The organism is Ruegeria sp. ABM4_193 (assembly GCF_056158705.1).
The window spans coordinates 2452711-2467886 of sequence record NZ_JBSWTT010000001.1 but is presented as its reverse complement, the minus strand read 5'-3'; the positions used below and the strand labels follow the sequence as shown (position 1 = coordinate 2467886).

At 55.9% G+C, this 15176-nt stretch carries 13 protein-coding genes; all 13 read right to left on the bottom strand.

Translation table 11 applies throughout. The features are described 5' to 3' along the window. Window positions 1–12: 12 nt before the first annotated feature. Complete coding sequence (locus tag ACXADZ_RS12270; protein ID WP_475196707.1) at window positions 13–396, bottom strand: MAPEG family protein; 384 nt, start codon at window positions 394–396, stop codon at window positions 13–15. Window positions 397–474: 78 nt separating this feature from the next. After that, on the bottom strand, window positions 475–3912 hold the full coding sequence (locus ACXADZ_RS12265) for a pyruvate carboxylase (protein ID WP_475196705.1): 3438 nt from the start codon (window positions 3910–3912) through the stop codon (window positions 475–477). A gap of 160 nt (window positions 3913–4072) precedes the next feature. Then, window positions 4073–5194: an alpha-hydroxy acid oxidase gene (locus ACXADZ_RS12260; RefSeq protein WP_475196703.1), complete on the bottom strand. Its 1122-nt coding sequence runs from the start codon at window positions 5192–5194 to the stop codon at window positions 4073–4075. Between the two features lie 266 nt (window positions 5195–5460). Next, window positions 5461–5739 carry a hypothetical protein gene (locus tag ACXADZ_RS12255; RefSeq protein WP_475196701.1) on the bottom strand — a complete coding sequence of 93 codons (279 nt, stop codon included), beginning with the start codon at window positions 5737–5739 and terminating at the stop codon, window positions 5461–5463. A 300-nt stretch (window positions 5740–6039) separates the two neighbouring features. Continuing rightward, window positions 6040–7194 (bottom strand): Gfo/Idh/MocA family protein, encoded by a 1155-nt coding sequence (locus tag ACXADZ_RS12250; RefSeq protein ID WP_475196699.1) that lies wholly within the window; start codon window positions 7192–7194, stop codon window positions 6040–6042. Next, on the bottom strand, window positions 7194–8249 hold the full coding sequence (locus ACXADZ_RS12245; RefSeq protein WP_171186551.1) for a sugar phosphate isomerase/epimerase family protein: 1056 nt from the start codon (window positions 8247–8249) through the stop codon (window positions 7194–7196). The genes ACXADZ_RS12250 and ACXADZ_RS12245 overlap by 1 nt, the downstream gene beginning before the upstream one ends. 27 nt (window positions 8250–8276) lie before the next feature. After that, window positions 8277–9335: a LacI family DNA-binding transcriptional regulator gene (locus ACXADZ_RS12240; protein ID WP_171092364.1), complete on the bottom strand. Its 1059-nt coding sequence runs from the start codon at window positions 9333–9335 to the stop codon at window positions 8277–8279. A gap of 7 nt (window positions 9336–9342) precedes the next feature. Continuing rightward, window positions 9343–10965, bottom strand: a complete 1623-nt coding sequence (locus ACXADZ_RS12235) for a dihydroxyacetone kinase subunit DhaK (RefSeq protein WP_475196697.1) — start codon at window positions 10963–10965, stop codon at window positions 9343–9345. A gap of 11 nt (window positions 10966–10976) precedes the next feature. Next, window positions 10977–11969, bottom strand: a complete 993-nt coding sequence (locus ACXADZ_RS12230; protein WP_475196695.1) for an ABC transporter ATP-binding protein — start codon at window positions 11967–11969, stop codon at window positions 10977–10979. Then, entirely contained in the window at window positions 11962–13059 is a 1098-nt protein-coding gene (locus ACXADZ_RS12225) for an ABC transporter ATP-binding protein (protein WP_475196692.1), read from the bottom strand. Before ACXADZ_RS12225 ends, ACXADZ_RS12230 begins: the two co-directional genes overlap by 8 nt. Window positions 13060–13061: 2 nt before the next feature. Continuing rightward, window positions 13062–13250, bottom strand: coding sequence for a hypothetical protein (locus ACXADZ_RS12220; protein WP_475196690.1), 189 nt, complete (start codon window positions 13248–13250; stop codon window positions 13062–13064). Further along, window positions 13247–14185 carry a carbohydrate ABC transporter permease gene (locus tag ACXADZ_RS12215; protein ID WP_171092356.1) on the bottom strand — a complete coding sequence of 313 codons (939 nt, stop codon included), beginning with the start codon at window positions 14183–14185 and terminating at the stop codon, window positions 13247–13249. The genes ACXADZ_RS12220 and ACXADZ_RS12215 overlap by 4 nt, the downstream gene beginning before the upstream one ends. Continuing rightward, window positions 14182–15129 (bottom strand): carbohydrate ABC transporter permease, encoded by a 948-nt coding sequence (locus ACXADZ_RS12210; protein ID WP_170332156.1) that lies wholly within the window; start codon window positions 15127–15129, stop codon window positions 14182–14184. Before ACXADZ_RS12210 ends, ACXADZ_RS12215 begins: the two co-directional genes overlap by 4 nt. Window positions 15130–15176 lie beyond the last annotated feature (47 nt).

Below are 15176 nucleotides of genomic sequence, written 5' to 3'. Positions count from 1 at the left end.
TCCCGCAGATGGTCAGAGCGCCAAAACCAGATTCGCAATGGCAGCGATCAATATCGAAGTGAAAGTCAGCCCCATCCCGATCTGTCGCAGGATGATGATTTGCGGGGTTCTGCCAAACCCGTAAGCGTGCAACAGACGTCCAGCCAGCAACGTCAGGCCCAGCAGATGCACAAGCCAGCCACCCGCGCCCTGCAACTCAACCATCGCAATCAGCAAAAGGCCGATAGGCGCGTATTCGGCGCAATTGGAATGCGTCCTTATCGCCTTAACCATCATTTTGCTGCCGCCATCCCCGACCGAGATTTTGTCACAGCGACGCTGCAGAATCACTTTGACACTGAGCGTCACATAAAGAACTGCGATCAGGGCCGCATAGATCGGAGTGATTGAAAGCAAGGTGTGTCTCCTTTCCGTCAATGAAAAAGGCCGCCCGGTTCCCCGCACGACCCTTGTAACCTTAGAATGCTAAACCGGTTATTCCAGTTCGACCAGCAGGTCCTTAGCGTCAATCTGGCCGCCGGGCTGGACGTGAACGGCCTTGACCGTTGCATCACGCTCGGCATGAATGCCGGTTTCCATCTTCATCGCTTCGATGGTCAGCAGCATGTCGCCTTCCTTGACCTGTTGACCGGCAGTCACGGCGACGGTGGCCACAACACCAGGCATCGGGGCTCCGACATGGTTGGGGTTGCCGACTTCGGCTTTGGGCCGGGCTTGTGTGCTTGATGCAACCATCCGGTTCGGAACCCGGATCACGCGCGGTTGGCCGTTTAGTTCAAAGAACACGCGGACCTCGCCGTTTTCATCGGTTTCGCCAATCGCCTGACAGCGGATTTCCAGCGTTTTGCCCGGGTCAATCTCGGCCGTGATTTCCTCGCCCGGCTCCATGCCGTAGAAGAAGGTGCGCGTGGGCAGAGTACGGACCGGGCCATAGATCCGGTGGCGGCCCATATAGTCCAGGAACACCTTGGGATACATCAGGTAACCGTTCAGATCTTCGTCATCGACGTCTTTGCCTTCCAATTGCTTGGACAGTTCGGCACGCGTGGCTTCCAGATCGACCGCAGGCACGTCCTTGCCGGGGCGCTGGGTATTGGGGGCTTCATCCTTCAGAACCTTCTTGATGATCGTGTCGGGGAACCCGCCCGGAGGTTGACCCAGATTACCACGCATCATGTCCACGACCGAGTCGGGGAAGGCCACGTCAGTCGACGGGCTTTCCACATCGTCGCGCGTCAGGCCCTGGCTGACCATCATCAGCGCCATGTCGCCGACGACCTTGGAAGACGGTGTCACTTTCACGATGTCACCGAACATTTGGTTCACGTCGGCATACATCTGGGCGACCTCGTGCCAACGCTCTTCCAAACCCAAGCTGCGCGCCTGCGCTTTGAGGTTGGTGAACTGACCACCGGGCATCTCGTGCAGATACACTTCGGACGCCGGGGCCTGCAGGCTGGATTCAAACGCCGCATACTGACCGCGAACCGCTTCGAAATAATCGCTGATCTCACGAATCGCCTTGATGTCCAAGCCGGTGTCACGGTCGGTGTGGCGCAGGGCCTCAACAACAGTGCCCAGGGTTGCCTGCGAGGTGTTGCCCGAGAAGCTGTCCATCGCGCAGTCCACGGCATCTACACCCGCTTCGGACGCGGCCAGAATGGTCGCGCTGGCGATACCCGCCGTGTCGTGCGTGTGGAAGTGGATCGGCAGACCGACCTCTTCTTTCAGCGCGCGGATCAGGATTTTGGCCGAGGCCGGTTTCAACAGACCCGCCATATCTTTTAGGCCAAGGATATGCGCGCCTGCATCGCGCAACTCTTTCGCCATTCCGACATAGTACTTCAGGTCATATTTGGCGCGGTCCGGGTCCAGAATATCACCGGTATAACAGACGGTGCCCTCGCAGATCTTGCCGTTTTCGACGACCGCATCCATCGCCACGCGCATGTTTTCAACCCAGTTCAGAGAGTCAAATACACGGAACACGTCGATGTTCTGCGACGCCTGGCGCACGAACTCCTGCACCACGTTGTCGGGGTAGTTGGTGTAGCCGACCCCATTTGCCCCACGTAGCAACATCTGGGTCATCAGGTTCGGCATCGCCTCGCGCAGGTCGCGCAGACGCTGCCACGGGCATTCCTGCAAGAAGCGATAGGCGACATCGAAGGTCGCTCCGCCCCAGCATTCGACCGAGAAAAGCTGTGGCAGGTTCGCCGCATAGGTCGGAGCCACTTTGATCATGTCGATTGAGCGCATCCGGGTTGCCAGCAGAGACTGGTGCCCGTCGCGCATGGTGGTGTCCGTGATCAGCAGTTGACGCTGCGCCTTCATCCAGTCGGCAACGGCCTGCGGGCCTTTCTGTTCCAGCAGGTTGCGGGTGCCCATTTGCGGCTCGGCCTTCTGTGCTGGGGGCTTGGCCTCTTTCAGGTCTGCGCGCGGCTCGGGGCGATCCTTGGTCTCGGGGTGCCCGTTCACCGTAATGTCCGCGATATAGGTCAGAACCTTGGTACCCCTGTCGCGGCGGCGTTTGAACGCAAATAGGTCCGGCGTCGTGTCGATGAATTTGGTGGTGTATTCATTCGACAGGAAGGTCGGGTGTTTCAGCAGGTTGATGACAAAGTCGATATTTGTGCTGACACCGCGAATACGGAATTCGCGCAGGGCGCGGTCCATCCGGTGGATCGCCTTGTCCGGTGTTGGGGCCCAGGCCGTCACTTTGGTCAGTAGTGAATTGTAGTACCGAGTGATCACACCACCCGCATATGCCGTGCCACCATCCAAACGGATGCCCATGCCAGTGGCCGAGCGATAGGCGGTGATCCGGCCGTAGTCGGGAATAAAGTTGTTCTGCGGATCCTCGGTCGTAATCCGGGTCTGCAGCGCGTGCCCGTTCAGATGTACGTCCGCCTGGCTGGCAGCACCGGTGGCTTCGGCCAGAGTTTTGCCCTCGGCAATCAGAATCTGTGCCTGTACGATGTCGATACCGGTGACTTCCTCGGTGACAGTGTGCTCCACTTGCACGCGCGGGTTCACTTCGATGAAGTAGAACTTGCCGGTTTCCATATCCATCAGGAACTCGACCGTGCCCGCGCATTCATAATTCACATGAGCGCAGATTTTGCGGCCCAACTCGCAGATTTCAGCACGCTGTTCTTCGGACAGGTATGGGGCAGGGGCGCGTTCAACCACTTTCTGGTTCCGACGCTGGACCGAGCAGTCGCGTTCATAGAGGTGATAGATCTCACCATGCTTGTCGCCCAGAATCTGAACTTCGACATGGCGGGCGCGGGTGATCATCTTTTCCAGATAGCCCTCACCATTGCCAAAGGCGGCTTCTGCCTCGCGACGGCCTTCCAGCACCTTTTCTTCCAGCTCGTCTTCCGACTGGATCGGGCGCATACCCCGACCGCCGCCGCCCCAGCTGGCCTTGAGCATCAGCGGATAACCGATCTCGGCGGCTTCCTTGCGGATGGCGTCCATGTCATCGCCCAGAACCTCGGTTGCTGGAATGACAGGAACATCTGCCGCAATAGCGACACGCCTTGCGCTGGCTTTGTCGCCCAAGGCGCGCATGGTTTCCGCTTTGGGGCCAATGAAGGTGATACCGTTCTGAACACAGGCATCCACGAAGTCGGGGTTTTCTGACAGCAGGCCGTAACCTGGGTGGATCGCGTCAGCGCCGCATTGCTTGGCCACGCGGATGATCTCGTCGATCGACAAATAGGCTGCGACCGGACCCATGCCCTCGCCGATCTGATAAGCCTCATCCGCCTTGAAGCGGTGCAAGCCCAGCTTATCTTCCGCTGCGTAGACGGCGACGGTGCGTTTGCCCATCTCGTTCGCTGCGCGCATAACGCGGATGGCAATCTCGCCGCGGTTGGCGATCAGGATCTTGTTGAAGTCTGTCATAGTAGGTCCCGGTCTTTTGTGTTTGGGCGTCTTATTGGGCAAACAATACGCGCAGGTATATCCGTTCTTCTGGGTAGAACCGGCATGTTACCGCTCGCAAACGCCCTTTGGCCGCTGCAGCCTTATAGTCATGCCGCGCTGCAGCATCAAATGTTTAGCGTTATCTCTCGATTTGAGACAAATTTGCCAGTCCCATCTGCCCCATATTCGCGTGCAGATCCTGTCGTAGAATGTCGATGACATGGGCAGGGCCACGTGCGCCAAGTGCAGCTAACCCATACAAAAAAGCGCGCCCCAGCATGACAAAGTCCGCTCCAAGAGATAGCGCGCGCAGAACGTCCAGCCCGCCTTCGATGCCACTGTCAAAGATCAGTGGAAGATGGGTGGCGGTTCTGATGGCTGGAAGAACCTCTATGCTGGCGGGCGCTGCATCAAACTGACGACCCCCGTGATTCGAGACCCAAAGCGCGTCCACCCCAACCTGTTCCAGACTGTGTGTATCTTCGGGCCGAAGGATGCCCTTTATCACCAAAGGCCCATCCCAGTGGTCGCGCAGCCACGAGACATAATCCAAATCCGGTGAGGTCCTGAGCAAGTATCCGATATGCGCCGTCGGCGGCAGATTGCCCGGATTTTCAATGTATTTTTCCAGACTGCGCATGTGCGGCGCGCCGCTGCGCAGCATTCCCATCGCCCAGGCAGGCCTCATCGCGATCTGTGCAAGTAAGCGCGGTGTCAGCTTTGGCGGCTGTCTTAAGCCAGAGCGGGTTTGCCTTTCCCTGCGCGATGCGACGGGAACGTCTACTGTCAGGACAAGCGTACGAAAACCGGCGTCACGTACACGGTCCAGCATATCCTTGCGAATATCTGGATCCCTCGGTGGGTACAGTTGAAACCACGCATCTGGTCCGAGATACGGGGCCAGATCCTCGGGGCTCTGACTTGCGACGGTCGACAGGGTATAGGGAATCTTCGCCTGCGCGGCGGCCTGCGCCAACAAACGCTCTGCATTCGGCCAGACCAACCCGGACATTCCAATGGGCGCGATACCGCAGGGCAAAGCACAAATACGGTTCAGAATCGTCTTTGTCGTATCAAACTCCAACTCTCCGTGCAGGATGGAAGGAGCAAGGCGAACGTCATCCAGCGCTTTGCGGTTGCGCAGCAGGGCCGTTTCCGAACCTGTTCCGCTTTCGACATATTCCCACACGAAATGCGGCAAACGGCGGCGCGCGCGGCGTTTCAGGTCCGGGATGCCCGGAAAGGTGCTGTGCAAGTCCATGCGGATTGATCCGACGCGCCGTGCGATTCGGCAAGGGGTTAGGCCGCATCTGAATTTTTCGGGTCACTGTCAGCTTCAGATCGTTTGGGTTGATTTTGCATCCCGCCAGCAACTTGAACCTGGTTGGGCCCTTGGTCCTTGGCGACGTAAAGCGCATTATCTGCTGCGCGTATAAGGTCCTGCGGCATGGTTCCGTGTTTCCGGTAATGCGCGACCTCGTCCCGACCGCAATTCTGATCCAACGCGGCACCAGTCTGTTGACTGCGTCATATAGATTTCCGAAGCATTTCGGTCATGTGACGTCGATTGAACAGGCCGGTCGGCGGGTCGCGCACTGATTGGTCATGCAGTTGATCGCGCATGCGGACATTGGCAATCGCCATGTTGATCTGTTCGGTGCAAAGCTGTGCCAATTTGCGGCTTTTGTGGAAGCAAGCTTCGCCCCCTTCGCAGGCCCCAGCACCTTCGGGGTGAATATGCGCCTTATGTGTGCCACCATTCCAACTGGCGCAGCCATCCAGCTCATCCCGCGAATTGGAATACACATGAACACTGCCCTCGGCCTCGGGCAGAATGTGGGTCAGAAAGCGCTACACCATATCGAACAACTCATCCTGCGAAGGGCTGAACTGCAGCTGTTCGTTTAACTCGCCCAACAAACGTCCCCCGCGTTCCAGGCGGAGTTTGTCATCCACTAACTGGAGTTCACGCGCCGACACGTCATCAAGGCGGGCCAGAGCGCAAGACTAATGGCGACCTGGACAAGCTCGACGCTAAGATTGAAAGCAAGCAGACTCTACCCACGCTGCCTTCCAAGATGTTTGCCTGATGCCCAAAGCCAGGTTTTAAGTTAAGCTAACCCAAGCTGCATTCCTTAAAGAGCTTTGCACGCACGCGGAAACAAACTTTACCCCATTAAGCCCATCGTGGACCGTTGGATAAACAACCGACGCGTCAGGTGAAATCCCATTTCGGAAAGCTTGGATCGCCTCGGCTGCCTCGCCATAGATATTAGCAAAACCCTCAAGATACCCCTCGGGATGGCCCGGTGGGACTCTGCTCAACCGATTGGCAGCTTCACCAGCCCCGGCGCCATTTCGCGTGATCAGACGCTTGGGCTCGTTGTAGGGCGTGAACCAAAGGGAGTTGGGATCTTCCTGAGACCACTCTAGCCCACCTTTTTCGCCGTAGACCCGTAAGCGCAGCGCGTTTTCATTGCCGGGGGCCACCTGAGAAGACCACAGCATACCGCGCGCTCCGCCTTCGAAGCGCAGCAAGACGTGCGCGTTGTCATCGACTTTGCGCCCCGGCACAAAGGCCTGCAAGTCAGCCGCCAGGCTTTCGGCTGTCAGCCCGGTTACAAAGCAGGCAAGGTTGTATGCATGGGTTCCGATGTCACCGGTTGATCCACCCGCGCCCGAGCGTTCGGGATCGGTTCGCCACTCCGCCTGTTTGAAATCCTGCTGCTCGGTCAGCCAGTCCTGCGGGTATTCAACCTGAACCACGCGGATTTTGCCGATATCGCCGTTGGCAACCATTTCACGCGCTTGCCGAACCATCGGATAACCCGTGTAATTGTGGGTCAATATGAATAGGGCATTCGCGCTTTCTGCTGCTTTGACCAGCTTCTTTGCATCGGCAAGGGTCGAGGTGAGTGGCTTGTCACAAATGACGTGAATACCGCGTTTCAGGAACTCACGCGCGGCGGCATAGTGGACGTGATTTGGCGTGACGATTGAGACCGCCTCGATCCCAGATTTCAGCCGGGCTTCCCTTATCGCCATTTGTTTATAGTCTTCATAGACCCGTTCGAGCCCCAATGCCTGACCACTTTCAAGAGATTTCTCTGGCGTCGAGGACAAGGCACCGGCAACCAGTTCGAACTTGTCGTCCAGTCGCGCGGCTATGCGATGAACACCGCCTATGAAGGCGTCGTTTCCACCGCCAACCATGCCAAGGCGAATGCGACCCGAGGTTTCTTCACTGCGTCCTGTGACCATCACTCAATCCCCAGCATTTTACGATTGGCGGCTTCGTCTGCACCACCGTCGGCGAAATCATCAAAGGCTTTCTCGGTCACACGGATGATGTGATCTGACACAAACTGAGCGCCTTCACGCGCTCCATCCTCGGGGTGTTTGAGACAGCATTCCCATTCGACCACAGCCCACCCATCAAAGTCATTCGCAGCCATTTTAGAGAAGACGGCACCGAAATCTACTTGGCCATCACCAAGCGACCGGAACCGCCCAGCCCGATCAACCCAGCTTTGATATCCCGAGTAAACACCCTGCCTCCCGGTCGGGTTGAACTCGGCATCTTTGACATGGAACATCCGGATCCGATCTTTGTAGATGTCAATATTGTCCAAATAGTCGAGGCATTGCAGCACGTAGTGCGACGGGTCGTATAGCATGCAGGCCCGTGGGTGATTGCCCGTCCGTTCCAGAAACATCTCGTATGTCACACCATCGTGGAGGTCTTCTCCGGGGTGGATTTCGTAGCAGACATCGACACCGCATTCATCGGCGTGATTCAGGATGGGCACCCAACGGCGCGCAAGTTCATCAAATGCCGTTTCAATCAAGCCCGCAGGGCGCTGCGGCCAAGGATAGACATAGGGCCATGCCAGCGCGCCTGAGAATGTCGCATGTGCCGAAATGCCCAAATTTTTCGAAGCGGATAGCGCCTTTTTGACCTGGTCCACTGCCCATTCTTGACGGGCCTTTGGGTTTCCTCTGACGCTTTCGGCCGCGAAGCCATCAAACGCACTGTCATAGGCAGGGTGAACGGCCACAAGCTGGCCCTGAAGGTGCGTCGACAGTTCAGTGACTTCGACACCATTTTCTCTGGCTTTGCCTTTGAAATCATCGCAATAATCAGTACTGGTCGCGGCCTGCTCGAGGTCGAATAACCGGCCATCCCAACTGGGGACTTGAACACCCTTGTATCCGCAATCAGCCGCCCATTTGGTGATCGTGTCCCACGAATTGAACGGCGCTTCGTCCCCCGCAAATTGCGCAAGAAACAAAGCTGGACCTTTGATCGTTTTCATAAAACTTCCTCCCCAAAACCTAAGCCTCTATGGCGGTAAATTTTCCTTCAGATAGATGTCGATACGGATACGTTCCTGGGCTTTGTTGAATGGCACTTTATCCGAAGTTGCCCGCAAAAGACGGACGGCAGAACGAACAATGTGCCCAGTGTCTTGCGAGATTAAAGCATCAAATGTACCAAGCCTAAGCGCCTCACGACTGAGCGGCGTAAGCTCATGAGCTATGATCACCAGATCCTTGCTGAGTTTGTTCTCTGAAAGAAATTGAATCAGGCCTGCGTTGCCCGCTGCTGACGAGTATATTCCGACCAGATCCGGATAGGTTTCAAAGATTTCGGGCATCATCTTGTAAATCAGATCCGGGTCATCGCGGCCCTCGACAGATGCGACGACTTGGAGGTGTGGAAATTCCTCAGCTACAACTAGGTCAAAGCCTTGGCGACGTTCGAGGTGGTCACGCGCCAAACGGGATCCTGTAAGAACCAAGACCTTGCCTTCGCGATGGACAAACCTCCCCATCAATTGAGCGGCGGTTCGTCCTGCCGAAACGTTGTCAATTCCTACAAAATGGTCTCGCTCAGAGCTGGGCAAGTCAGACACCAACGCAACCACAGGAACGCCTTTGTCCCTGAGCCTTTTTACCGCATCACGAACAGAAGGCGTTTCGGGCCCAAAAACAGCAACCCCATCAACTTCTGAACTGTCGACAGCATTCAAAATATTGACAATATCTTGCGGCTCAAACGGAGCGACTTTCCTTATCGCAATACGAGTCCGCTCGATAAATTGGTCGCGGGATTGTTCTGCGATCTGACTGCTGATTGCCTCCACAAACTCGTTGTCCGTGTCCGGCAGAACAAAGAGGAAGTTGTAAACTCGGTTTCGTGCAAGGTTTGCCGCAGCGGTGTCACGCACATACCCCAGCTCATCAATTGCCTTTTGCACCTTCTGTACGGTTACAGCCCGCACGCCGGGACGTCTGTTCAAGACCCGGTCAACAGTCGCCAGACTGACACCGGCGACGCGCGCGAGGTCGTTGACGGTTGGCTTTTTCACCAATTCTAGTTTTTGTTTTTGATCTTCCACGTGTTCTTCAGCCCTCAATCTCCCGCGCTAAGCCTTCAAACAACATAGCAACAGCCTCAGCGCCGGGATCGTTATGTCCAACTAGATTTTCTTCGGGAACATAAGCTGCACGGCCTGCCTTCGCACGACGAATATTCGCGGTGTTGTTCGCACCTTCGCGGGCAGCTTGGGCCGCATGTTTCAGACCAGATGGCAGTGCAGTAAGTGCCGGTGCTAGGGCGTCAATCATTGTCCTGTCACCGACCTTGGCGCCCCCAACCTGGCTGACGCGATTCAGTCCTTCAACCAGAGACTTCGATACCGAAGCCCCGCTCGCACAGGCATCTCCGGCTGCGTTGAAGAAAATTGCAAGTATCACGCCGGAAGAACCACCCATGGTTTGGCTTAACTCATTACCCAACGCCGGAAACAGTTGTGTCAAATCGGCAAGCGGCATGCGGTCAAGACTTCCTTGCAATGCTCTTGCGGCAGTCGCCAATGTGCTTCCTGTATCGCCATCCCCGGATTTTGCGTCCAGCTCGTTCAGGCTCTTCTCTGCGTTAATAAGCAGCTCAGACAGCCGGGTGATCGTTTCCCTTGTGGTGGGATTGTGCGAAGGGATTGGATCGATCGGGGTCAGGCCATCAGGCAATGGTGCAACTTTGATCGGGTCGATGGAATTCACCCCGGGCCAAGCGGCCAGATCAACGGGTGCTTCAAGGGCTGACAAATCGTCCTGATCTACAGGCAGAATGGAAACCGAAAACCCGTGCATATCCAGCGATGTCATCATTGGTGCCGGACCAATTATATGATGGGCAATACCAGTCTCGAACAAGGCATGTGTGAGGACAGCCATTTCCAGCGGAGTTGTAGAACCCAGGTTGTTGACCAACGCCACACAATCCCCGGACCCAACCTTTTGCTTCAGCTTGTCCACTACCGTGGACATGGCCGAAACAGCATTTGAGAATTCGACTTGCTGTACACCGGGCTCGCCGTGGATGCCCAAGCCGAGTTCCGCTTTGCCGGGTGCGATCCGGTCTTCTTTTGGAGATCCGGGAACGGTACAGGTGTCCAAGCTCATTCCGATGCTGACAACCTTTGCTATGGTGTTTCTTGCTGCAGTGGCAACGGTATCTAGGTCAGCACCGCTTTCAGCAAGCGCTCCGGCTATTTTGTGAACGAACAACGTACCCGCCACGCCACGTGGTTGCGGAAGGTCGGGCAGGGCGATGTCATCATCAACAACGACCATCTCTACTTTGCGACCCAATGCGCGGGCGCGTTCCGCTGCCAGTCCAAAATTTAATCGATCTCCAGTGTAATTCTTGACGATAAGCAGGCACCCTGCCTCACCTGTGACCGCAAGAATACCTGCCAAAACCGCCTCGACCGAGGGGGAGGCGAAAACTTCGCCGCAGACCGCGGCTGTCAACATACCGGCACCAACGAAACCCGCGTGGGCGGGCTCGTGACCAGACCCACCGCCAGAAACCAGGGCGACTTTCGATTTGTCCCAATCTGCCCGGTAGACAACCTTGATATGCGGGTAGCCATCCAATCGGGTCAGTCGCCCTCCTGATGACGCGAGGAGACCGTCTATCGCTTCAGTCACCAGCGTTTCTTTTGTGTTGAGGAACTGGGCCATGCTTTTGCTCCTTAAGTCACGCGCGCGCCGGACGCGTCAAAATACAACGGGTTGTGGGGGCGGATTTTTATAATCTTTCCAGATGGGTAGTCCTGATGGACATCGATCAGGGTCACCACCGGGTGACCATTCAGATCCAGATGCAGCCGTGTTTGGTCTCCCAGATGCTCGGCGCGTATCACGCGCGCCTCGCTGCCTTCGCCTTCGATGATGTTTTCCGGGCGCAGGCCAATCTGCGGACCTTTGTGATCGCCCTCAAACAAATCGGACGGTAGGATGTTGATCCGTGGCAGACCCAACCTGCTGGCTACGTAAACACTGCCGGGATTTTCATAGATGTCGCGAGGGGTGCCATACTGAACCAGCTTGCCGTTCTCCAAAACGCCGATATGTGTCGCCATTGTCATGGCTTCGACCTGATCATGCGTCACGTACAGTAAGGTCGACCCCAGATCGGCCTGAATCCTTTTAAGCTCGACCCGCAAATCCGCCCGAAGCTTGGCGTCCAAAGAGCTGAGCGGTTCATCCATCAGGAAAATCTGTGGGTCACGCACAAGAGCACGTCCGATTGAAACGCGCTGCATTTCACCGCCGGACAGTTCAGTGGCTTTGTTGTCCAGCTTGTGCGGAATTTGCAGGATCTCAGCGACTTCGTTAACCTTCCTCGTGATCTCATCCTCTGGTGTCTTCAGGATCGGCGACCGCAAAGGGAAAGACAGGTTCTCGCGCACCGTCATATGCGGGTACAGCGAGTATTGCTGGAAGACCATCGCCACATCGCGCTGGGCAGGTGTATCTATACCGACGTCACGCCCGGCAATGCGTACTGATCCAGAGTCCAGTTTCTCAAGCCCGGATATCAATCTCAGCGTCGTCGTTTTTCCCGCACCTGTCGGACCCAACAACACCACAAAGGCGCCGTTGGGGATCGTCATTGAGATATCATCCACCGCTTTAAGATTGCCAAATGATTTCGAGATATTCTCCAAAACGACTTCAGCCATTGCTTAGCACCTCGTCGTTCAAAGCGGACCTCAACGCGCGCCCGGTTGATTTTTCAAATAGGGTTACCGCGTGAGAGCGGAACTCCAATCCCACCGTCTCGCCGGGATTTACGACGTCGCGTGCATCAATCCGGGCTTTCAGCTCTCCGTTCGGGCTTTGCAGCGTCACGATCTGGGTGGTTCCCAAGTATTCTGCGGCCAGGACCTTGGCCCGGTATGCGCTCGCATCCGATAGAAAAACATGCTCGGGGCGAACGCCGAAAACCAAGTCACCTTCCGCCCCTTCCATCAGTTTGGGTACGGCTTCGTCATGGCCATTCAGTCGAACCATTTCCGAGCCAGGCGCGACTTTTCCCTGAAACGGCAGGAAGTTCATCGAAGGAGACCCGATAAAATCTGCAACGAACATTGTGGCTGGTTTGTCGTAGATTTCCTGAGGTGTGCCGAATTGCTCGATCACAGCGTTGTTCATCACTACGATCTTGTCACCCATTTGCATGGCTTCCAACTGATCGTGCGTGACGTAGACAGTGGTTGCGCCCATACGGTCATGAAGCGCGCGCAATTCTTCGGCCATATGCTCCCGAAACTCGGCATCCAAGGCACCCAGCGGTTCGTCCATCATGAACGCTTTGGGTTCGCGAACGATCGCGCGCCCCAGCGCCACGCGCTGCCTGTCGCCACCTGACAGTCCACCTACGGCGCTATCGAGGATGTCGTTGATCCCCAGAATTCCCGCGACTTCTTCTACTTTGGCTTTGACGGCAGCACGCGGCATGCCCTGCGATATCAGGGGGTAGCTTATATTCTTGCGTACGTTCATATGCGGATACAGCGCAAACATCTGGAACACGAAGGCAATGTCGCGCTCTGATGGCGGTCGCTGACTGATCTCTTCGCCGTCCAGGTAGATTTCACCCGACGTTGGCAGCTCCAACCCCGCGATCATTCGCAGCGTCGTCGTTTTTCCGCAGCCGGAGGGCCCTAGCAACATGAAAAACTCACCGTCCTCAATCGTGAACGAGCTTTCGCGAACAGCCGTGAAATCGCCGAACATCTTCTTTACGTTTTTGACTACGATCTGGGCCATTTCTACTCCGGGAAATGGCTGACGACGATGAACATGACCGTTCCAATCAGCGTGACGATGAAAGAGTAGGTGAAGGCCCAAAGGACAAAGGGTTGCATCAGCATGAAGACACCCAGAGCGATGAGGATGGTGGCGACCATCTCCCATGGGCCGCGGCGGAGCCGTAGTAATCCGGTAAGAAACTCGCTCATTTGCGTACGGCTCCGAATGTGATCCCACGCAGCAAATGTTTGCGCATCAGGATGGTGAAAATCATGACAGGGATCAGGAAGATCGTGGCACCTGCCGCCACTGCAGGCCAGTCCAGGCCGCCAATACCGATGATGGTCGGGATGAAGGGCGGTGCAGTCTGCGCGTTTGCGGATGTTAGCAGTACGGCAAACGCGTATTCATTCCAGGCGAAGATCAAGCAGAAGATTGCAGTTGAGGCTATGCCTGTGGCGGCTTGCGGCAGCACCACTTTGTAAAACGCCTGAAACCTCGTGTAGCCATCTATGAGGGCCGCTTCTTCATACTCTCTTGGAATTTCGTCGATGAAACCCTTCAGCAGCCAAACCGCCAGGGAGATATTGACCCCTGTATAGAGAAGGATCATTCCAAGATGCGTATCGCTCAATCCAAGGTTTCTGAACATCAGGAAGATTGGGATGGCGACAGCGACCGGAGGCATCATCCTTGTACTCAGGATAAAAAATAGAAGGTCGTCCTTTAGTGGGACCTTGAACCTGCTGAACGCATAGGCGGCCAGCGTGCCTAGGAAGATACTCAAGAACGTCGAGCCAAATCCGATGATAACCGAATTCATAAAGCGCTCACCGAACTTCGATGGCCCGACGATCACCATGTCATATTGGCGCACGATCTCATCGGCCCAGTTCTGCGGGGGATTAGCTTCCAGAAACTCCTGCGTTTGTCGCGTGCGCGTGGTGAAGAGGTTGACGTAGCCTTCAAGCGTTGGGTCAAAGACTACTTTGGGCGGATAGCTAATCGCGTCGGCGGGCGATTTGAAACCGGTCAGCAAGATCCACACCAGCGGGATCATCGTGATCAGCGCATAGCCGATGACCAGAAAGCCTGCGATCCACTTGGACCGGTTCGAAGGTTCGGTGACGGAAAAACTGCTCATCTCTGTTTCACCTTGTTCAGGGCTTTGACGTAGATCGACGCAAGGCCGAACACGGTGACGAAAAGGATGATCGCATAGGCTGACGCATAGCCCGTACGCCATTTCTCAAAGGCTTCGCGTTTCAGGTTGATCGAAGTGAGTTCCGTAACAGACCCCGGCCCCCCGCCGGTTAGCTGAACCACCAGATCGAACATCTTGAAGTTCTCGATCCCTCGAAACAGCACCGCGAGCATCAGAAACGGTAGCACCATCGGAATGGTGATTGTGAAGAACTGCCGCAGCTTGCTGGCCCTGTCGATCTCAGCCGCCTCATAGATGTAATCGGGAATGCTACGCAGCCCGGCCAGACAAATTAGCATCACGAAGGGGGTCCACATCCAGGTGTCGACAATCACGATCGCCCAAGGGGCCAAAGTAACGGATCCCAGCATTTCAAAGCTCGATGGGTCCTTGCCGGTAAACCAGGACACGATGTAGTTAAACAGGCCGATTTGAGGTTGATACAGAAACTTCCAGAAGTTCCCGACGACTGCAGGAGATAGCATCATCGGCAGCACAATGATCGTGGTCCAAAGATCGTTGCCCTTGAATTTCTTGTTGATCAACCAGGCCAGAGTAAACCCGATCAAGACCTGGAAAAAGATCGTCCAGAACAGGAAGTGCGCCGTCGCCTGCATATTTAGCCAGGTGTCCGAGTCTGTCAGGATACGCTCGTAATTCCTGAGCCCGACATCTTTGACTTCGCGCCCGATCCGGTTGGCCTTGTAGTTGGTAAAGCTCAGTTGGATGGTCCAGATCAACGGAAAGATGTTGATCGCCAGCAATAGGAATATCGTTGGGGAGATGAATATCCAGGCGATCGCGCGATCGGATAAACCTCGTATTTTTCGCGCAACTCGCTCGGGCGTTGCCTGCGCAACGCGATCTACAGTCCTGTCAGACATCTCTTTGCCAGTTCTTGTTGGTTTAGGACTCACGGGTGAAGGTGGAG